General features: G+C 59.6%; 12 protein-coding genes. 3 read left to right on the top strand and 9 right to left on the bottom strand.

Annotated features, from left to right (window positions below):
• Positions 1-300: 300 nt before the first annotated feature.
• Complete coding sequence (locus tag H9S92_RS18825; protein ID WP_187468249.1) at positions 301-2,613, top strand: ATP-dependent helicase; 2,313 nt, start codon at positions 301-303, stop codon at positions 2,611-2,613.
• Here H9S92_RS18825 and H9S92_RS18820 read toward each other — a convergent pair.
• Positions 2,594-3,187, bottom strand: a complete 594-nt coding sequence (locus tag H9S92_RS18820) for a WbqC family protein (protein WP_187468248.1) — start codon at positions 3,185-3,187, stop codon at positions 2,594-2,596. The genes H9S92_RS18825 and H9S92_RS18820 overlap by 20 nt on opposite strands.
• Positions 3,188-3,244: 57 nt before the next feature.
• On the opposite strand from H9S92_RS18820, the gene H9S92_RS18815 reads away from it, so the two are divergent.
• Positions 3,245-3,706, top strand: coding sequence for a hypothetical protein (locus H9S92_RS18815; RefSeq protein ID WP_187468247.1), 462 nt, complete (start codon positions 3,245-3,247; stop codon positions 3,704-3,706).
• 24 nt (positions 3,707-3,730) lie between these two features.
• Here the strand turns inward: H9S92_RS18815 and H9S92_RS18810 are convergent, their stop codons facing one another.
• The 8 genes from H9S92_RS18810 to H9S92_RS18775 all read right to left on the bottom strand — a co-directional run bounded on the left by H9S92_RS18810 (position 3,731) and on the right by H9S92_RS18775 (position 16,220).
• Positions 3,731-4,285 (bottom strand): YqgE/AlgH family protein, encoded by a 555-nt coding sequence (locus tag H9S92_RS18810; protein ID WP_187468246.1) that lies wholly within the window; start codon positions 4,283-4,285, stop codon positions 3,731-3,733.
• Positions 4,286-4,747: 462 nt separating this feature from the next.
• Entirely contained in the window at positions 4,748-5,839 is a 1,092-nt protein-coding gene (locus H9S92_RS18805; RefSeq protein ID WP_187468245.1) for an acyltransferase family protein, read from the bottom strand.
• 93 nt (positions 5,840-5,932) lie between these two features.
• A complete protein-coding gene (gene tmk / locus H9S92_RS18800) occupies positions 5,933-6,556 on the bottom strand; it encodes a dTMP kinase (protein WP_187468244.1) in 624 nt (207 codons plus the stop codon).
• Positions 6,557-6,559: 3 nt separating this feature from the next.
• Positions 6,560-9,007, bottom strand: coding sequence for an SDR family NAD(P)-dependent oxidoreductase (locus tag H9S92_RS18795; RefSeq protein ID WP_187468243.1), 2,448 nt, complete (start codon positions 9,005-9,007; stop codon positions 6,560-6,562).
• A 146-nt stretch (positions 9,008-9,153) separates the two neighbouring features.
• On the bottom strand, positions 9,154-10,131 hold the full coding sequence (locus H9S92_RS18790; protein WP_187468242.1) for a threonine/serine dehydratase: 978 nt from the start codon (positions 10,129-10,131) through the stop codon (positions 9,154-9,156).
• A gap of 156 nt (positions 10,132-10,287) precedes the next feature.
• Positions 10,288-11,286: an alpha/beta hydrolase gene (locus H9S92_RS18785; RefSeq protein WP_187468241.1), complete on the bottom strand. Its 999-nt coding sequence runs from the start codon at positions 11,284-11,286 to the stop codon at positions 10,288-10,290.
• A 17-nt stretch (positions 11,287-11,303) separates the two neighbouring features.
• The gene (locus H9S92_RS18780) at positions 11,304-13,700 is read right to left on the bottom strand and encodes a carboxypeptidase regulatory-like domain-containing protein (RefSeq protein ID WP_187468240.1); all 2,397 of its coding nucleotides are present in this window, start codon (positions 13,698-13,700) and stop codon (positions 11,304-11,306) included.
• Positions 13,701-13,841: 141 nt separating this feature from the next.
• Positions 13,842-16,220, bottom strand: coding sequence for an endonuclease MutS2 (locus H9S92_RS18775; protein ID WP_187468239.1), 2,379 nt, complete (start codon positions 16,218-16,220; stop codon positions 13,842-13,844).
• Positions 16,221-16,572: 352 nt separating this feature from the next.
• Here H9S92_RS18775 and H9S92_RS18770 point away from each other — a divergent pair, with 352 nt between their 5' ends.
• Entirely contained in the window at positions 16,573-19,983 is a 3,411-nt protein-coding gene (locus tag H9S92_RS18770) for a ThuA domain-containing protein (protein WP_187468238.1), read from the top strand.
• Positions 19,984-20,510 lie beyond the last annotated feature (527 nt).

Raw genomic sequence — 20,510 nt, 5'->3', positions numbered from 1 at the left:
TTAATGCTTTTTTGAAATCGTGCCAGCGCGGTGAAAAAAAATTTAGGCTGGCCGGGTGGGGTAGGGCGCTCGTTCGTGACCGGGGGTGTTGGTGGCATTGCTTTTATCCGTTTCCCTGCACCTGCGGCCGCGCCCAGATGCAGCAAATGGGCGCGGCCGCAGGTGTGATGAACGGGACAAAGAGCCGGGCAAGAAACCGCTGAATGTTGTTTACTACGAGCCGAAGTAAACATTTCGTGGCGATTTGCCTTGGCCGGGCCCTCCCGGCGTGCGTATATTCGCGGCACACAACGCCATCGCATGTCTAGCCAGCCCACCGTAAAACCGCCGCATTACCTCGATGAACTCAACGAAGTACAACGGCAGGCGGTAACCACGACGGATGGACCCGTCCTGGTGATCGCTGGCCCTGGCTCGGGCAAAACCCGGGTGCTCACCTACCGCATTGCTCACCTCATTGAGCAGGGATCAGCGCCGTGGGAAATCCTGGCCCTGACCTTCACCAACAAGGCGGCCCGCGAGATGAAGGACCGGATCGCCAAGGTCGTTGGCCCCCGTGCGAGCAACATCTGGGCGGGCACTTTCCACTCCCTCTTCGCCCGCATCCTCCGCGTGGAAGCCAACCACATCGGCTACCCGAGCAACTTCACCATCTACGACACCGACGATACGAAAAGCCTCCTCGGGCAGATCATTCGCGAACTGAGTCTCGACCCCAAAGTCTACCAGGCCAACGCCATCAAAAACCGGATCAGCTCGGCCAAGTCTAACCTCATCACCCCCAAATCCTACGCCCTCAACGAAGAACTGCTCGCCCAGGATAAGCAAGCCAAAATGCCCCTGGTGTCCCAGATTTACACCAAATACGTTGAGCGCTGCAAGAGGGCCGGGGCCATGGACTTTGACGACCTCCTCTTCCGGCTCTACGAACTGCTGCAAAACCACCCCGAAGTGGTAAAAAAGTACCGGCAGAAATTCCGCTACGTACTGGTCGATGAGTTTCAGGACACCAATACCCTGCAGTACGCCATCGTCAAGCGCCTGGTGCAGTACGAGGGCAGTCCGCGCAACATCTGCGTGGTGGGAGACGACGCGCAGTCGATCTACGCCTTCCGCGGTGCCACGATCCAGAATATCCTCGACTTCGAGAACGACTTCAGCCAGTACGGCATCCAGACTTTCAAACTAGAGCAAAACTACCGCAGTACCGAAACCATCGTTGCCACGGCCAACGCCGTCATTGGCCACAACAGCCGGCAGATCCAGAAAAAAATCTGGAGCGACAAGGGCCACGGCGAGAAAATCCGCGTCATCCGGGAAATGGACGATAACCTGGAGGGCCGCCGCGTGGCCGATACCATCCTGGAGCAGAAAAACCGCTTTCACCTGCAAAACCAGGACATTGCCATCCTCTACCGCACCAACGCGCAATCCCGCATCTTCGAGGAGTACTTACGTCGTTTCAACATCGCCTACCGGGTGTACGGCGGACTGAGCTTTTACCAGCGCAAGGAAGTCAAAGACCTCATCGCCTACCTCCGCCTCGTAGTCAACCCCAACGACGAGGAGGCCTTCCGCCGCGTGATCAACTTCCCCAAGCGCGGTATTGGCGATACGAGCGTCGGCAAGGTCATCAGTCTGGCCGGACAACAATCGATGAGCCTCTTCGACGCTCTGCGCCACGTGGCCCTGCCCACGCGCGCGCGCCACGCCGCCGATGGTTTCATCGACGTCATTGAAAAAGCCCAGCGAAAATCTGCCACGGCGAGTGCCTACGAACTGGCCGAAGCCATCGCGCGCCGCTCCGGACTGCTGGATTTTTACCGCAACGACAATTCCATTGAAGGCATGGGACGGCTGGAAAACTTCCAGGCTTTGCTCGATGGCATCAAGTCCTTCGTCGAGGAAGACAGCGTGAGCGACACGGAAAACCTGCCCGACAAAAGCCTGGCCACCTACCTGCAAAACATTGCCCTGCTGACGGACTTTGATACGGAGGGCGATGAAAGTAAAGACGTTGTTACCCTAATGTCCGTCCACGCCGCCAAGGGTCTGGAGTTTAAATCGGTCTTCGTCGTTGGACTGGAAGAAAAGTTGTTCCCCAGCTGGATGAGTATGGACTCCGCCGAGGGAATGGACGAGGAACGGCGCCTGTTTTACGTAGCCATCACGCGGGCGGAGTTGTTCCTCACCCTCAGCTACGCCAACACCCGCTACCGCTACGGTAAAATGACGATGAACGAGCCCAGCCGCTTCTTGGCGGAGGTGCCGGCCGAGGCCGTAGAAAGTACTTCGTACAGCCGCCGCTCGAACGACCACGAGTTTGACCCCCTGGCCCAGCAGCGCGCCCGCGTGACGGGGGTGGTTCCACCCGCCCGCCTGCGGGGGACGGCCAAGTTTGCGGAGCCCCGGGTGGATATGGAAAACTTCCAGCCCAGCCCTTCCGAAGAGATTGTGGCGGGCGTGCGCGTTTTGCACCAGAAATTCGGGGAAGGAAAAGTTACCAAGGTCGACGGAGGGGCGGGCAACCAGATCGCCACCATTCACTTTAGCGACCTGGCCCAGCCCGAAAAAAGGATCATGCTGAAGTTTGCTAAATTACAGGTCCTTTAAGCCGTGCCACTACTGGCCCCTGGCAGAAGAGGGCATCGAGGACGGAAAGGCCGGGCAAATAGCCGTGCCGGTCGGTAAAGACTTGGGGGTAGGGGGGGAGTGCCTCCGCGAGGTCAGTTTCCCGTAAAAAGAGGGCACTCCCACGGGGGGTGAAACTGGCGCTGGGCTGGGGCACGACGGGAAAAGCGACCAACTGGCCGAGGGTGGTGAGCAAGCGAAAATTCAGCTCCCAGAGCGTAGCGGGGTGGCTGCGGCCCACGGCGAAGAGGGCATCGGCGTAAAATTCGAAGTAGGGAGAACGGCCGTAGGCGGTCCGGATGGCCTGCTCGTGGGCCCGCCACCAGTCGGTGCGGTAACAAATGCTGACTTCCCGGATGGGTTTTTTCTGGTGTTTGCCTTTTTCGAGGGGGATGGAAAGGGTTTGCCGGCCATTGGGGCCAGCAATTTCGCAGCGGTTGCGCCAGCCGCCTTTCTGGTAATTTTCGTGGGCTTCGATCTCCCAACTCCCCGCCTCCAGGGCAGCCGCAAACCAGGTGGCGGGGGGGAAGTAAGCCGTGGGAGTGAGTAAGGACATAGCTTTTCTTGTAACAATACTGCCTGGGTTGCGTTAGGTGAGCAAATGTAACACAGCATGGCGGAGACGTCCATTTTTGAAAGCAAGATCGACCCCGTCTACCAGGCGGGTGGTGCCTTGGTTGCGGTATTTCTTTTTGACGTAGCCGGCTCGGCCGTTGCGGCGGGGACGGAGGACGTGGTGAACAACCGCTGGCCCTGGCTCTGTGCGGCGAGTTTCTTGCTCTTCTTCGCGCTTTTTAACGCCATCATGAGTGCTACCTCAGCCAACCTGATGAAGTACTGGGGGCGGAGTATCTACTCCTTCCTCGGACTGGCCATTGGCTCTGGCCTGCTTGCCTGGGCCTTCAGCGGGCTATCCATCTACCAGGCGGGCTCTTACAAGTGGATCTTTTTCGTCGTTACCTTCGGCTACCTGGTCTTCCTTTCCATGATCGCGGTGATGAAAAAGGTAGTGGATTTTGCCCAGAAGGAAGAGTGGAACAGCCCTAAACTGCGGCAGCGCAAGCGCAAGCGTTAAATTTCTACCCTGGCAGCACGACAATCAATTGTAGTGCGCCTCTTCATCCATTTGGGCGATGACGGAAAAAGCGCTGCCTTTGTTCTCCATTACCTGGCTCCAGAGGTTCTCGGGCTGGCTTTTGAAGAGGTAGTTGGCAAACATCGGGGCGGTAACCCAGCTGCCGGATTGGAGTTCCTCCTTGAGCTGGTCTTCGCTCCAGCCACTGTAGCCGAGGAAGAAGCGAATGTCCTGGGGTAAAATGAGTTGCTGGCGGATGAAAAATTTCAGCCGTTCAAAATCTCCTCCCCAGAAGACGCCCGGGCAAACTTCATCGCTGCCTTCCAGCAGGTCCCGTTTACAGTGCAGGTAGTGGATGGTGTCCGTGCCAACGGGCCCGCCGTAGTAGATGTTGGCCTCGATTTCCGGAAAGTCTTCGATCAACTCGTCCACCCGGATTTCCGTTTGCCGGTTCAGGACGAAGCCGATGCTGCCCTCGGACCCGTGTTCGACGAGCAGGACCGCCGAACGCTTGAAGTTGGGGTCCAGCATAAAAGGTTCGGCCAGTAGGAGAGTTCCTGTTTTAGGGGCCTTGTTCATGGGGCTGTTATTTACGGTTGAGGAAAGCGAAAAACGGTAAACCAGGCCAAGCTGCTCCGGGGGCAAAGCCTTGCCAATGAGCCTGACGGAGGTGAAAGGCTGGTGATGTAACGTGCGCTAACCTAAGGTGGATGCGGAAAACTACCAACTTTTAGGTCCTTTTAACGTCTTTCCGCCCCGTCTGCGGCCAGCAACTGCCCTTAGAGAAAATTTTTTCTCCCGGGTAAAACCGCCTGGCTTGAGTTCTTCGTAAGTGGTTGCGTAACCTCATAACAACCAGGAAACAACAATTTTTCAGCTCTTTTATAGCCCAAGCTGCGTTTTTAGGTTCGAATTAAGTGAATTCTGGATTAACCTACTCATTTCGCCGACGTGGCAGTGCATCGGAATGTCGAAGCACTGTCACGCCTTTTTTTGCCCACTACCTTCGTAGGGGTGTCCAAGATGAGTGGCCGGGTAGGCTTACACCTTGATAAAAATCCTCCGCCGGTAAAGGAAGAGCCCGAGCAGGACGTAAAAGGCTACCACCGTGAGGGCATAAAGTAAGCTGCTCAGTTTGGCTGGTAGAAAGTCGTGCACGTAAATCGTCTGGTAAAGCCAGCCGTGCAGCGAAGTGTCGCCCACGCGAATGCTGCCCATCACCTTCGAGATGAAGCTGGAGAGAAAATACAGGATCAGGGCATTGGCCCCCATCTTGCGGAAGGTTTCGCCGAATTGAATACCCCGTACGTCCAGCAAGTAGTAAATCACCGCCAGGAACAGCGTTGCCCAGCCAGCCGTTACCAGCACGAAACTGCTGGTCCAGAGGGCCTTATTGATCGGGAAGAGGAAAGACCAAAGGGTGCCTGCTACCAACATTGCGGCTCCGATGCCCAGCAACTTCGTGGTCTTTTCCCCGGCCTGGGCCAGCAGCAAACGCCCGATGAGCACCCCGATCAAGGCAGAGGCAATGCTGGGAATGGTGCTCAACAAACCCTCTGGATCGTAGTCTTCTTTGTAAGTGTGGCTACCCAAAACGGCTTTGTCAATATACATCGCCCAGTTGTTGGGAACCCGCTCGTAGCTGGGCGCGCTGCCGTCGGGGAGAGAAACGTAGCCCAAGATGGCCCAGTATCCCAGTAAAAGCCCCCCGGTGATCCCCAGCAGCGCCTTCCAGTTGGCATTGAGCGCAATGATGGCGGCGAAGAAGAAAACCAGGCCGATGCGCTGCAGTACTCCGGGAAAACGGATGGTCGAAAATTCCTTGAAGAAGGGGAAACTCAGCGTGAACGCGCCCAAAAACAGGCCCAGTGCAATCAGCTTCAGCGCCCGCACGCTGATCTTGCCGTACACCGCGCCCGACGGAGTGCGCCCGTTGTAGGAAAAGGCGATGGAACATCCCACAATGAAGAGGAAGAAGGGGAATACCAGGTCCGTCGGCGTATACCCGTGCCATTGGGCGTGCAAGAGGGGCGCGTAGACGTTGCCCCAATCGCCGGGGGTGTTGACCAGGATCATCGCAGCAATGGTGATGCCGCGCAGGACATCAACGGAGGAAATTCGATTTTTTTGCATGTTGGCTCTGACTAGTGTGTTGCCCACCGGGGCGGAAAAATAATGGGTGTGTAGGCGCTAAAGCTCGGCATTCTCGTGGATATTTCTACCCACTTATTCTCCCAACCCCAAGTAAGCCTCCCAGATCAGGTCCGCCACTTCCACTGGATCGCCGCTGGCGTCGATCACCCAGATATTTTCCCCCTCACCGAAGTACTCAAAGGCCAGCTGGAAACTTTCCCGCACGTGGGCCAATTTCTCCAGGTTCTCGAACATCTCCTTTTCCGCTCCACGTGACTCGATGCGCTCCATGCTCTGCTCCGGGCTGAGGTCCAGAAAGATCGTCAGGTCGGCCGGCAGGGTCCGCTTGGCGTACAGGTTAAGCGAGGCTACCCAGCCCGGGTCGGCGTATTCGGCCTGGTAGGCGAGGCTGGAGAAATAGTAGCGGCTGGAAATGACGTGGTAGCCGGCCGCCAATTGGGCCAGCACCCCTTCGCTCGGGTGGTGGAGGTGCTCGATGCGGTCGGCCGCGTACAGGGCCGCAACCGTGCGCGGATCGGCTGAAACGTCTCCCCGGAGAATGGAACGGATGAAGCGCCCGGTGGGCAACTCGGTAGGCTCGGCGGTCAGCCAGCAGGCTTCTCCCCGGCCCTGCAGGCGGTCCTTCAGCATTTCGATCTGGGTGCTTTTACCACTGCCGTCGAGGCCTTCAATGACGATGAATTGGGGTCTGGCCATGGCTTACTCCTCTTCGTCAACTGGCGCAAAGCGCTCCCGCCCGCTGCGGTCCACCACGGTGGAGCTGGCCTGCTGGGTGCCCTGCAATACGAGGTCGATGACGTTGACGTGGGGGGGCTGGCTGACCATAAAGTGGATGGCTTCGGCCACGTCGCGCGAACGCAGCGGCTGGAAGTCTTCGTAGATTTTGGCCCGTTCCGCGTCGCCATCGTAGCGCACGAGCGAAAACTCGGTCTCTTCGACCATTGCCGGGCAGATTTGCCCGACGCGGATGCCGTGTTTTACCAGGTCCAGGCGCATGGCGTAGGTGAGGGCGTCCACGGCGTGTTTAGTGGCGCAGTAGACGTTGCCATTGGGGTACACCTCCTTACCCGCCGTGCTGGCAACGTTGAGGACCATCCCCGTCTGCCGGGCCACCATGCCCGGAGTAACTGCCCGGGTGAGGTAGAGCAGGCCTTTGAGGTTGACGTCAATCATCTCCTCCCAGTGCTCAATCTGGCCCTCGTGGATGGGGTCTACGCCCTTGGCTTTGCCCGCGTTGTTGATCAGAATATCGATGGCCGACCACTCCTCGGGCAGTTGCGCGATGGCGTGGTGGAGTTGGCTGCGGTCGCGGATGTCCAGCGCCAGCAGCAGCGTCTCGGTACCGTGGTCTTCCAGCAGCAGGGCGGCCAGTTCTTCCAGGCGTTGCTGGCGGCGGCCCAGCAGGATGAGGCGGTAACCTTCGCGGGCCAGGCGCAGGGCCGTAGCGCGCCCGATGCCGGAGGTCGCGCCGGAGATAAGGACGGTTTTGTTCGTGCCCGGTTTTTTAGTTTGGGGCGCGGCCGCAGGTGCCGGGTCCGGTGAAGGAGCAAGGTCCCGCTCCGCAATGAGGGCCTCCAGTTCCGCGATGTTGCGCTTCAGGGTCTGGAGGGCCTGCTCTTCGGCCGGCGTTGCTGCAACCACCGTTTTCTTGGGCTGCTTGGCGAAGGCGTGGCGGTTGACCTCCGTATCGAAGGCCGGCTCAAGGGCAACGGCTAGGTGGAAGGCATTGCGCGCGGCGGCGTACTTTTTCTGTCCGTGCAACAGCGTGGCCAGTTCGTAGTGGGCCAGGGCGTGGGTGGGGTCCAGTTCCACGGCCCGCCGCAGTTGGCGGATGGCTTTTTTCTTGCGGCCAATCGGGGATTTCAGCAGAAGGGCGTAGCGGTAGCAGGCTTCGGCGTGGGGCTTTTTGTTGCGGCTGGCCCGGCGGAGGTAGGCCGCCGCGTCGAGGGCATCCTCCGGAAAATGATCTGCCAGCAGGATGCCGAGGCGGTAGTTGAGATCGGGGTAAAAGGGCTCGACGTCGCTTAGCTGCTCCCAGTACTCGCGGGCGGTGGCGTAATCTCCGGCGACTTCACAGAGTTCACCGCCCAGGAAGAGGGCGTCGGGGTGGTCGGGACTGCGGTCCAGCAGGGCTTCGGTCTCCCGGCGGGCGGCTGCGTGGTCTTCGGTGGAGGTAGCCAGCAGGAGGGCGTAGTGATAGTGCAGGTCGAGCTGATCGGGCAAGGCTTCGCGGCCGGAGTCGAGCAGTTCCAGGGCAGCACCAGCGTCGCCCCCGTCAAACAGGGCCCAAGCGCGGGAGATCCAGGTTTCGGCCTGTTCGGTGCTGTCTACTTCGGGAGCAATACCGGGGGCGGGGGGCAAATCCAGTTCGGGAGTAGTTTCGATCATGGGTTCTGGTTCGGGGTCGGGTGGACCTGGCCGTTCAACTTCCCCTGGCACCTGCGCTCCGGCGCCCGCATCCTCCTCCAGCGGCGGGGTGGGCTCCGCTTCGGGAGTGTGGGCCCGGAGCATATCGAGGCCGGGAATGCCGGCCACATCGAGCGGTGGTGCGGTTTCGAAGGCGCGGTACTCTTCCCACAGGGCAGGGCGGTCGGCGAAAATGAAAAGCTGTTGGTAATGGTTGGCCGCAAACTGGGACTCCGTCAGCGTCCAGGCATCCCGCAGAAGAATGAGGATTTCCTCCATCTGAACGCTGGTTTCCCGGATCTTGCGCAAGTAGCGTTGGAACTCCTCGCCGCCGTGGCTGCCGAGTTCATCCTGCTGCTGCCGGAGATCGATGTAGCGGTCTTGCCAGTGGTTGATGTAGTGCATCAAGTCCGACTGCTTACTGAGGCTGGTCTGGGTAGTGATCACTTCGCCAAGTTCCTCATCGTAGCGGTGGTTGCGAAGGTATACCGGCAGTACGTCCCGGTTGCTGCCCAGGATTTCCGTGGCCCGCAACATACAGTTGGGGTTGGTCAAAAAACTCTCGCTGACGAGCAAAACGATGCGTCCATCGTAGTCACCTGCAAGATCGGCCAGCACCGGCCCGGCGTTCGAGCGGCCTACGCTCAGGTGGTTGAAGTTGACGTGGCTGGCAAGGTCCCCCCCAATCCGCTGGGCAGCGGATTGGTCATCGGAGCAGTAAGCGAGGGCGATGGAAAGCATGGCTGCAAGGTAGGGAGTGTGACGGAATCTGGAATAACCCCGGGAAGGATAATATCAAGTGTTTTTGGCTACCCGGAGCCTGAGAACACCAGGCAAGGCCGCAAACCTTTGCCGCCTTAGTCCTGCAATAGCACTGGAAAATGGCTTCAAAACGGCAGGGCATCTACGTCCACATTTCCTCCCGTGAGGATGATGCCTACGGTTTTGCCAGCAAAGAGCTCCGGGTAACGGAGGACGGCAGCCAGCGGCACGGCGCAGCTGGGCTCAATGATGATCTTCATACGTTCCCATACGTGGCGCATGGCGGCAATGATTTCCCTTTCGGAGACCACCAAAATCCGCGGCACCCGTTTGTGGATGATGGCAAATGTCTTGTCGCCCAGGTTGGTCCGCAGGCCATCGGCTACGGTTTGATTGCTGACGTTTGACTCGATCTGCCCACTGGCCAAAGACCGGGCGGCATCGTCGACGTTGCGGGGTTCAGCGCCCCAGGTCTCCGCCTGCAGGCTGAAGTAGCGGGTGGCCAGGGCCGTTCCCGAGAGCAATCCGCCGCCGCCCACGGGGGCCATGACCACGTCCAGCACCGCTTTGGTATCGGCGATGAGTTCCATGGCCGCCGTGGCTTGCCCGGCGATGACGCCGTAGTCGTTGAAGGGATGGATGAAGGCGGCACCGGTTTTGGCCACTACCGCATCAAGGGTACGCTGGCGATCCTGCGGCGTGTTTTCACAGTAGGTGATGGTCGCGCCGTAGCCTTCCACGGCCGCCACCTTTACGCGGGGCGCATCGTGGGGCATTACGATGTAGGCGGGTACTCCCAATATCTGGGCGGTGAGGGCAACGGCCTGGGCGTGATTGCCACTGCTGTGAGTAGCCAATCCTTTTTCCCGCTCCGGGGGGCTAAGGCGCAGGGCCGCCGAGGCCGCTCCCCGCATCTTAAAGGCGCCAATCTTCTGGAAATTTTCGCACTTGAACAGGAGCTTCGCACCGCTCATCGCATTGAGGCTGGCGTTTTCCAAAACGGGCGTCCGGTGGATGAAGGGCTGAATGGCCTCGTGGGTCAGCAAGAGGTCGGCTTGGTTGGGAGCCTCCCAAAGCGGCAAAAGATCAATACTGTTGGGCATGGTTCGGGCAGTTGGCTTAGTGTCCGGAAAGGTACGTGCTTCTCCTGATCTTTACTCAAGTTGGATCCCGGAGCCAGCGGTGGGAAGCCAGCAAGCAGTTATTATAACGTACTGTCTTTAATGCCTTATTGGTGGAAAAAGGGAGCTGCCAGCAGCTCATATAAAGCCGTGGTGGCGCAGCCATTCCACGGCCAGCTCCAGCCAGTGGCTGACGGGACCATCGACGTGTTTTCCGGAGCCAAAACCGTGGCCTCCTTCGGCGAAGAGGTGAAGGCTTACGGGCACCCCGACCCGCTGCAGGGCCGTGAAATAGCGGATAGAATTTTCGGGCACCACGGCTTTGTCATTGGCGGCGTGGACCAAAAAAGTAGGTGGAACATTAGCGTGAACCCGTTCGGGAAGGTTGTAAAAGTCGAGCAAAGGGGCCTGCGGAAAGTCTTCGCCCAGCAGGGCAACGGCACTACCGGAATGCCCCACCGGACTGCCGTCCATCACCAGCACCGGATAGATGGGCATGCTCAGGTCGGGGCGACTGGAATAGGCTGCGGCCGCCGGGTGGGCCGTTGAATCCCGCTCCAGATAGTGGATGGCCGCCGACGCCGCCAGGTGTCCGCCGGCGGAAAAACCCATCACGGCCACCTTCCTGCGGTCAATGCCCAGGGAATCGGCCAGCAGGCGAATGGTTTGCACCCCCCGCCGGGCGTCGTCCAGCGCCACGTGGCTTTTGCATTCCCCACTCTCGTGCCGGGGCAGGCGGTGCTGCAAAATGAAGACGTGCATTCCTTCGGTGAGGAAGCGCCGCCCAATGTCTACCCCTTCCAGATCCCACGCCTCAATCGTGTATCCTCCGCCGGGGATGATCATGATGGCCGTGCCGCTGCTGGCCCGGGGGATGGGCGCGTAATGGTGCAGCAGGGGCGTGTGGACGCTGGTGACGATGCTGGCAATGTCTTCCCGCTGCGCTGTAATATCCTCCAGGGCATTGGCACAAGGGATGCCCTCCGGATAGAGGGGGATGACCGACTGGCCAGGCAAAAAAGCGGCCAAAAGCAGCGCTATGGAAAAGAAGAGGATGCGCACGGTACTACTGTTGAGAAGGCGAAAAACAACAACGGCCGGAGAGCGCTGTGCAGTTCCCCGGCCGTTGATTGTCATGGATGCTAAGTTGTGGCTTACTTGACTTTTACGAGTTGGCCATTGACGTCTTCCAGAACGAAGGCTCCCGTGTAACCCAGTTGGGTCGCCCGCGCCTGCACGCTGCGCGCATCGGCCAGCGAATTGATACCGCCGATCATAAAGACGGTCAGGTTACCCTTTTTAATCATCTCGATGTTGCCCATTTGCATGGCGGCGTTGCGGTCGAAGTTTTCGGGTTTACTGAAGGCACCAAGTTGCACCTTGAATTTTCCCGCAGTGTTGGTGGCCGGAGGGAAGCTGCCTCCCGCCGGAGGATTGGTCCCTTGGCCGCCAGCTTTCGCAAATGCCGAGTTGCCACTATCAGCAACGATGAATGCACCGGGATAGCCTCCCGTCTTGGCTTTTGCCGCCGCAATTTCCGCTTCGGCCCGCGTGGCGAACACCCCGATGCGTACTTTGTAGCTGCCACCGGTATTGACGTCGTAAACGCGGCCCAGGTTGCTGAGCGAAGCGAACTTACTCAGGTCGGGTTGCTTGCTGAGGCTGGCCAGCTGGACAGCGAAGCCCGTAGTCTGAACAAAAGTGCCACCGCCAGCGGGGGGATTCGTGCCACCACCCTGCACGGGCAGTAGGGCCATATTGCCCAGCAGGTAAGGGTCGCTGCCATCGTTGTTCGTGACGGGGTAACGGACGGACTCATAGCCCGGTGCCGAAATGACTAGATCGTAGGTATTGTAAGGATCCAGTCCCAGCAGATAAGTGCCGTCGGCGGCCGTTTGTACCGTAGCAGTGGCTCCGGTGGTCCGTTGGGTGATGAATACCGTTGCACCGGGGATTACCGCGCCGGTTTGGGCATCGGTAACCACTCCACGGTAAGAGCCCGGAGGGGTCGTCCCGCCGATGTTGGGATTGGTGCCGCTGCCGACCGGGCTAAGCGTTACCCGCACTACGTTCTGGGCGTCTGGGGCCATGCCCTGGACGGGAATGCGAACGGACTGGAAGCCCTGTGCGCTGACGATGATGTCGCAGGTCAGACCGTCCGTAGACTGCATGACGTAGCGGCCACCCATGTCGGTAGCGTAAACCTGCCCTCCGCAGGCGGTGAAGTCCAGCGAAGCATTGGGGATAAAGCTGCCGTCCTGGGCGGATTGTACGAGCAGGACTTTGTTGGCATTGGCGCGGCCAACGCGGTAGATGTCTTCCATCCCGCTCCCGCCAATGCGGTTGGAGACGACGTAGCCGCTGTTGGTCACGGGGTCATAGATGAAGCCCAGGTCGTCGCGGTCGGAGTTGATGCCTTTACCCATATGGTAGAGGGTAGTGGGGCGGGAGTTGACCACTTCGGCGCGGAAAACGTCGTAGGCCCCCAGGCCGTGGTGCCAGTCGGAAGAGAAAAACAGGCTGGCCCCGTCGAAGAAGGGGGTAATCTCATGGCCTACGGAGTTGACAACCGTCCCCAGGTTTTCGGGGATGTTTTCCCAGCTCTGGCCCTGGCGCTTGGCGCGGTAGATATCGAAACCACCGTAGCCTTCCTTGCGGTTGGAGGCAAAATAGATGGCGTTGCCGTCGGGGGAAAAGGTGCCGAAGCCGGTACTGTAATCGGTGCCGTTGAAGGGCAGGGGGCGTGGATTTACCCAGGTTCCGTTTTGGTTAACGTCGGCGATCATCAGGTTGAGGACGATGCCGGCTTCGGGGATCATCCGGGTGCCGGTGTTGAAGTTGTTGCGGGTGAAGATGACCTGGCGGCCATCGGGGGTGTAGCTGACGGGGCCGACGTTGCCCGCTGCATCGGTATAGCCCGTTTGCAGTTCGAAGGCCTGCTGGAGGTTGCCATCGGGGCCGACGGCGGCCACGTAGGGCTTGTTTTTGGCCTGGCCGTCAAAAGATTGCCCACTGGCGGTACGGCCCGAGTTGAAGACCAACTGGCCGGGAGAAGGCATCGAGGGGCCAAAGTCGGATACCGGCGAGTTGATGCTGGAGGCCTGTACACGGAAGCCCGCATCGGCATTGGCCTGGGCCATGGCGAAGTCGCAGCTCTGCGCAAAGTGATCGCCCACCACCTTATCGTGGTCGCGGGCGTAGAGCAGGTACCACTGCTTGGCCTCTTCGTAGCGGCTCAGAGACTTGAGGACGTGGGCGTGCTCGAGGATGGTGTTTGGTTTGACCTGACGTTCCCGCACTGCCTGCGTGTAGTAGGTGTGGGCCGTCTGGATCTGGTTGAGCATGCGGTAGGAATCAGCAATGCGGCTCAGGGCCTCAACGTCGGTTGGCCGCTGGGCCAGGGCGCGTTTGTAGGATTCGATGGCCAGGTTGTAGGCCTTCAGCTCGTATTCTTTGTCGGCCGTCCGCATCTCAGAGCGGAACTGGGCCTGCAGTGGAAGGGCCAGCGCCAAAAGCAGCAGGGCGAAAAGGGAAGATAAGTGGTTTCTCATAAATTGGAGTGACTAGGTATTCAGTAATGTGATGAGCGCTCTCGGTAGCCGAAACGTTGGTGAGTTCACGACCGGCAGGCCTTTCGGACCGAAACATAGTAAATTAAACTATGTTCGCAGTCGTTTTGGCCGACAATTTTGTTACAACTCGACAATCGTGACCCCTTCACCGCCCAATTCCCGCGGTGGATGGCTCAGGCTGAAGCTGTGGTTGTATTCGGCCAGCTTCTGCCGCACCGCCCTTTTGAGGCTGCCCGAGCCCTTGCCGTGGACGATGCGCAGCTGGCTGGCGTTGGCCAGCAGGGCCTGGTCCACAAAAGCTTCGGTGGTGGCCAGGACCTCCTCGTAGCGCATGCCCCGCACGTCGAGTTTGTTGCTGAAAGTGGCCACTGAACTCACGCTGCTGGATACGCTCCGCTCCCGCCGGATGGTCAGCGGATCATCGACCCCTTCCAGGTCGCGCAGTTTCACCGTCAGGCGCAGGTCCCCGACGATGACCGTGGCGGTCTTCTTATCGAGCTTTTCTACCTGCCCCGTCGCACCTCCGGCGCGCAGGCGGACGTGGTCGCCCACCACAATCGGCTTCTCCGTTTTTGGGGCTGGGGTGTAGTAGATGTCTTCGCGCAACTCCGTTACTTCTTCGCCGATTTCCTGGCGCTTTTCGCGGAGTTCTTTGGCCTTTTCCTTGGCTTCCTCAATCTTCTTGTCTTCGCGGAGTTGGCGGATCAGGTTTTCCATCTCCTTGTTGTATTTCGCCGTTTCTTCCAGGGCCTGTTCCTTGGCTTCCAGCTTGAGGCGCTTACGGCGCACTTCCATGCTCCGGTGGAGTTCTTCGTAGGTGCGCGTCAGGGCATCCAGGGTCTTTTGCTTTTGTTCGAGCTCCCGGATTTTGTCTTCCGACTCGGCTTTTTCCCGTTGGAGGTCGACGAGAAGCTGATCCACCGCCCGTTCGTTTTTGCCGGCGCGTTTGCGGGCGTAGTCCATCACGCGTTGGGGGAGGCCGGACTTGGTAGCGATCTCGAAGGCATAGCTGGAGCCCGGGCGGCCCACTTTCAGTTCGTAGGTGGGGTTGAGCGTCTCCTGGTCGAAATGCATGCCGCCGTTGACCAGGCCGGCCGACTGGTAGGCGTATATCTTCAGGTTGGAGTAGTGGGTGGTGATGACGCCGAAGACTTTACGGTGATTGAGCCCGTCCATGATGCCTTCGGCGATGGCGCCGCCGGAAGCGGGGTCCGTCCCCGACCCGAATTCGTCAATCAACACCATGGTCTTATCGTCCGCAGTATCCAGAAACTCCCGGGCGTTTTTCAGTCGGGAGCTGTAAGTGGAGAGGTCGTCTTCAATGCTTTGCTGGTCGCCGATGTCGGCACACAGCCGCTGGAAGACGCCCATTTCCGAGGTCTTATCCGCCGTCACCAAGAGTCCGCACTGGACCATCAGTTGCAGCAGGCCTACCGTTTTCATGGTGATGGATTTGCCGCCGGCGTTGGGGCCGGAAAGCATCAAGACCCGGTTTTTGCCGCCGAGTTTGAGGTCAAAGGGCACCGTTTTGCGGCCAAAGGGCTGGTTTTTCAGGTACAGCAGCGGGTGGCGGGCGTCCTTCAGCCCGATGCGGGGGCGGTGGTCAACGCTGGGCCGTTCGGCTTTAAGCTGCCGGGCGAGGATGGCCTTGGCCTGCACGAGGTCGAGGTAGGCGATCAGGTCGCGGTAGCTGGCGATGTGTTCCACGTAGGGGCGCAGGACGGCCGAGAGCTCACGCAGGATGCGGTAAATTTCCCGCCGCTCCTCCTGTTGAAAATCAAAAATGTCGTTGTTGATGCCAATGACGGCGTCGGGCTCGATGTAGGCCGTTTTGCCGGTAGCCGATTCGTCGTGGATGATGCCGCGGATTTTGCGCTTGTGTTCCGAAGGCACCGTAAGCACCCTGCGGCCGTTGCGCATACTCTCCACGGTGTCCGTCAGCAGCCCCTCGCGGCGGTATTTTTCAATGACTTGCCGGAAGGTTTTTTCGACCTCCCGTTGCTTGGCGGCGATGAGGCGGCGAATGCGTGCGAGTTCTTCCGAGGCGTCGGAACGGATTTCGCCTTTCTCGTCAATGACCCGCTCAATGGCCGCCGAAAGGGCCTGCTCGTAGTGCAGCACCCGCACCAGTTCGTAAAGGGTAGGGTAGGTCTCGGCCCGGGTGCTGGTGAAGAACTGAAAGATGGCTTTGGCCTGGAGCAGGAGGACGTTGATCTTAGCCAGCCCCGACTCGCTCAGGACGTAGCCCTCGATGTGCAGCATGCGGAGTTCCTCGTCAATGTCGTCGTATGCACCGATGGTAAACATGTTGCGCTCGGCCGTCCCCTGCTTAAATTCGGCGACCTCATCCAGCCAGCGGTTGATCTGCCGGACGCCGCCGGAGGGCTCCAGCGTGCGGGCGTAAGACCGGCCCAGTTCACCGTTACACTGCTCTTCCAGCAGGGCCAGGATGCGGTCAAATTCCAGTTTTTCGTAGGCGTCGTTGGGGAGTAATTGCATGGGGGAGCGAAGTCTCGACTGCTTCTAACGGCCGGGGTGCAAAGATAGTTCCGCGTAAAGTAAAGGGGAAAGGGGCGCGGCCGCAGGTGCAGGGGATGTCGATGGGAGAATGCAGGACGAGAGGGATTGTCCCCGCCTTGGGGCTTTGTCTGCCATTGCGCTTTATGCTTTACCCGGCACCTGCGGCCGCGCCCAAAAAGGACGCAAAGGGCGCTGGGGCGGCCAAACCGCATTCGTAGAAATTAACCGCCAATCTATTCTGGCTGTCAACCGTTTATTAACTTTAGGTTAAGCCGCTAATTTTGTAGCTTTGGCCACGGAAATGGGATTAAAAAGTTTTAAGGTCGGAACAATGAGTGAAACTAGAGCACAATGGCAGCCAGCGGTCCTGCTGTTCCTCGCCAGTATCCTGGTATTTTTGGCTTTCGGTTGTGGAAAAAGCGGCGGCGGCGAACGCAGTGTGCTGGTTTTTTCCAAGACCGCTAAATTCCGGCACGGTTCGATTGCCGACGGTAAAGCGATGTTTCTGCGCCTGGGCCAGGAGAAAGGCTTCCGCGTGGACACCACCGAAGATGCCAGCATTTTTACCGAGGAAAACCTGAAAAACTATAACGTGGTGGTCTTCCTGAGCACCACCGGCGACGTTCTCAACGAAGAGCAGCAAGGTGAGTTGCAGCGCTTCCTTCGGGCGGGCGGCAACTGGATGGGCATCCACGCTGCGGCCGATACCGAGTACAGCTGGCCCTGGTACAACGAGCTGTGCGGCGCCTGGTTCCTGAGCCACCCCAAGCACCAGGAGGCCGATATGTTCGTCCTCGAGCCCACCCACCCCTCGGTTGCCCACCTCAACGAAAAATGGCGGCGCTTTGACGAGTGGTACAACTACAAAAACCTCCAGGAAGGGGTGGTTCCCGTCTTGCGGGTTGACGAAAGTTCCTACGAAGGCGGTGAAAACGGCGACTTTCACCCCATCGCCTGGTACCGGGAATTTGAGAACGGCCGTACTTTTTACACTGGCCTGGGGCACACCCCGGAGAGCTATACTGACCCCGACTTCGTCTCTCACATCTGGGGCGGGCTGGAATACCTCTGGGCGGGCAATAAGGAGGTCGACTTTGCGGGCATCCCCCGCACGCCGGCCGAAAATCGTTTCCAGGTGGAAACCCTCGTGACGGGCATGACCGAGCCGATGGAACTGGAGCTACTGCCCGACGGCCGGCCCATCTGGATCGAGCGGGGCGGTGCCATTCACCTCTACGACCCGGAGATGGAGGCCCGCACCAAAATTGCCCAGTTGGAGGTATGGACGGAGTTTGAGGATGGTCTGCTGGGCCTCGCTCTCGATCCCGACTTTGCTACTAACCACTGGATGTACCTGTATTACAGCCCCGTAGGCGAAGCCTCCGTCAACCGCCTGGCCCGCTTTCAATTCCAGGGCAATGGCATTGACCTGGCCAGCGAACAGGTCATTCTGGAAGTAGGCACGGACCGCAACAAGTGCTGCCATTCCGGCGGCAGCATCGAGTTTGGGGGCACCGGCCTGCTGCACCTTTCCATTGGCGATAACACCAATCCCTTCGAATCCGACGGCTACGCCCCGATTGATGATACGCGGGACGTCCCCAACTTCGACGCCCGGCGGAGTTCTGCCAATACGATGGACTTGCGGGGCGGCATCATCCGCATCAAGGTAGAGGATGACGGCACGTACAGCATCCCTCCGGGCAACCTCTTCACCGACCCCGCCGTGGGCCGGCCCGAGATCTACGCGATGGGCATGCGCAACCCCTTCCGGATTTCGGTTGACCAGCACAACGGCAACGTGTACTGGGGCGACGTTGGCCCGGATGCACGGGTGGACAGTGCGGGCGTAGGGCCGCGTGGGCACGACGAAGTCAACGTGGCCCGGGAGGCGGGCTTTTTCGGCTGGCCCCTATTCATCGGCAACAACCAGGCTTACCACCAGCGGGATTTTACAACTGGCAAAACCGGTGCGGCCTTCGATCCCGCTGCACCCGTCAACGAAAGTGCCCTGAACACCGGCGCGCGGCAGCTCCCCCCCGCCCAGCCCGCCATGATTTATTACCCCTACGCGGCCAGTGAAGCCTTCCCACAGCTGGGCAGCGGCGGCCGCAATGCCATGGCCGGCCCCGTCTTTTACCACGCTGACTACCGCGAAAGCGACGGTCGGTTTCCGGAGTACTACGACGGCAAGTTTTTCTTCTACGACTGGATGCGGGACTACATTATGGCCGCCAACCTGGACGAAACGGGCTACGTGACGTCCTTCGAGCCCTTCCTGCCCAATCAGCAATTTCTGCATCCCATTGATATGCTCTTTGGTCCGGACGGCGATCTCTACGTCATTGAATACGGCAACAAGTGGTTCAGCCGCAACGAAGACGCCCGCCTGCTGCGCATCCGCTACAATGCTGGGAACCGCCCGCCCGTCCCGGAGGTCGACATCGCCCAAACCATCGGTGCGGCACCGTTCCAGTTGATGGCCGACGCCAGCGAGAGCCTGGACTACGACGGGGATCCGCTGACCCTGCGCTGGCTGCTGGGAGAAACGGAAATCGGACAGGGAGAAAAACTCGACTACACCGTGCGCACCGCCGGAGAGCAGGTGCTGACCTTGGTGGCGGAAGACGGGCAGGGCAATAGTTCCCGTAAAGCGGTTAACCTGCTGGTGGGCAACAGCTTGCCGGAGCTGGACATTGCCATTGACGGCAACCGCAGCTTCTTCTTTCCCGGCGAAGCCCTGAATTACCGCATCACGGCCAGCGACGCCGAAGACGGCCCCGTGGACCCCGCAGCCATTACCGTCACCCTGGATTACCTGGAAGGCGAAGACCTGGTGCAAATCGAGCAGGGCCACCAGGTGGCGGGCCAGGGCACGGCCTTCGCCGCTGGCAAATCCATCATGGGCGAGTTGGACTGCGCGGGCTGCCACGCCACCAACGAGGCCAGTACCGGCCCCAGTTACCAGCGGGTAGCCGATAAATACCGTAAAGACCCCGGCGCGGCGGAATACCTGGCTGGCAAGATCATCAAGGGTGGTGCAGGGGTATGGGGCGAGCGGGAGATGGCTGCCCACCCCGAGGTCTCTAAACAAGACGCCACGTTGATGGCGGAGTACATCCTGAGCCTGGCCGGCCCGCCGCCCGGCCAGCAGAGTCACCCCGCCCAGGGCCGCCTCACCCTGAAAGACCATAAGGCGGGCATCCCCGGACGCTACTACCTCCAGGCCAGTTACACCGACCGGGGGGCGGGCGACGGACTGCCCCGCCTGACCACCAAAAAGGTAGTGGTGCTGCGCGCGCCCCTCATCCCCGCCCACAAGTACACCAAGGGCAATAAGGTGATGGCCTACCACCTGGAAGCCAAAGACAACCCCCTGGGCGATGAAGACACTGACCTGCTCGTCGCCTCCGGCGGAGGCTGGTCGAGCTACGGGGAAATTGACCTGACGGATATCCAGGCCATCAAGGCATCCATCGGGCTGGCCCCCGGCGTCACTTCCGGCGGAACGATTGAAGTGCTCAGCGGACACCCCAGCACGGGCAAAGTCATCGGTTCGGCAATCGTCAAACAAAAACTGACGAGCCTGGGACTGAACGAAATTACCATCCCCGTGACGCCGGAAAGCCCAGGGCCGCAGGAGCTGTTCTTCCGCTACCGCGCCGACTCGGATGCGCCGGACGCGATCCTGGGAGCAGTGCTGAGCTATGAGTTTTTGCGGGGGACGGTGGGGAAGAAATAGTGCTACCGGATCCGGACCTCCCGTCCGGCTGGGTGGTTTAGCCCATGGAGTAGCATGGAGTTAAGCATGGAGTTGCTTGGAGTTTAAGAGTAGGAGCTTGTAAGTCCACCACCGTCCTGGTTTGGCGTCCAACGCCTCGACCACTGCTGCGACGTGAAACGTCGGGACCTTACGGGTGTTTCAGCCCATGGAGTAGCATGGAGTTAAGCATGGAGTTGCTTGGAGTTTCAGGGGAGGAGCTTGTAAGTCCACCACCGTCCTTGTTCGGCGTACAACGCCTCGACCACTGCCACTCCGAAACTTAGTGTCCTTAGTGTACTTCGTGCCCTTAGTGGTTCAAAAAACCAGAGCGAAGCTCTTACCCTTAGTGGTAGGCTGTCCAATTAGCTAGTCCAAAGCCGTAGCGGGTTTTCGCCCACGAGATCATCAGTTGGGAGAGGCTCAACTTGGACAAACCCTTAGTGCTAGGCTGTCTAATCTAATGGGTTTAACCCGTGCGCGCTTTAGGGGCCTGGACCGCCTAGGTT

The sequence above is a fragment of the Neolewinella lacunae genome (assembly GCF_014349155.1).
In the GTDB taxonomy this organism is placed as follows: domain Bacteria; phylum Bacteroidota; class Bacteroidia; order Chitinophagales; family Saprospiraceae; genus Neolewinella; species Neolewinella lacunae.
The sequence above is the reverse complement of the archived record's forward strand: the minus strand, read 5'-3'. Positions and strand labels throughout refer to the sequence as shown.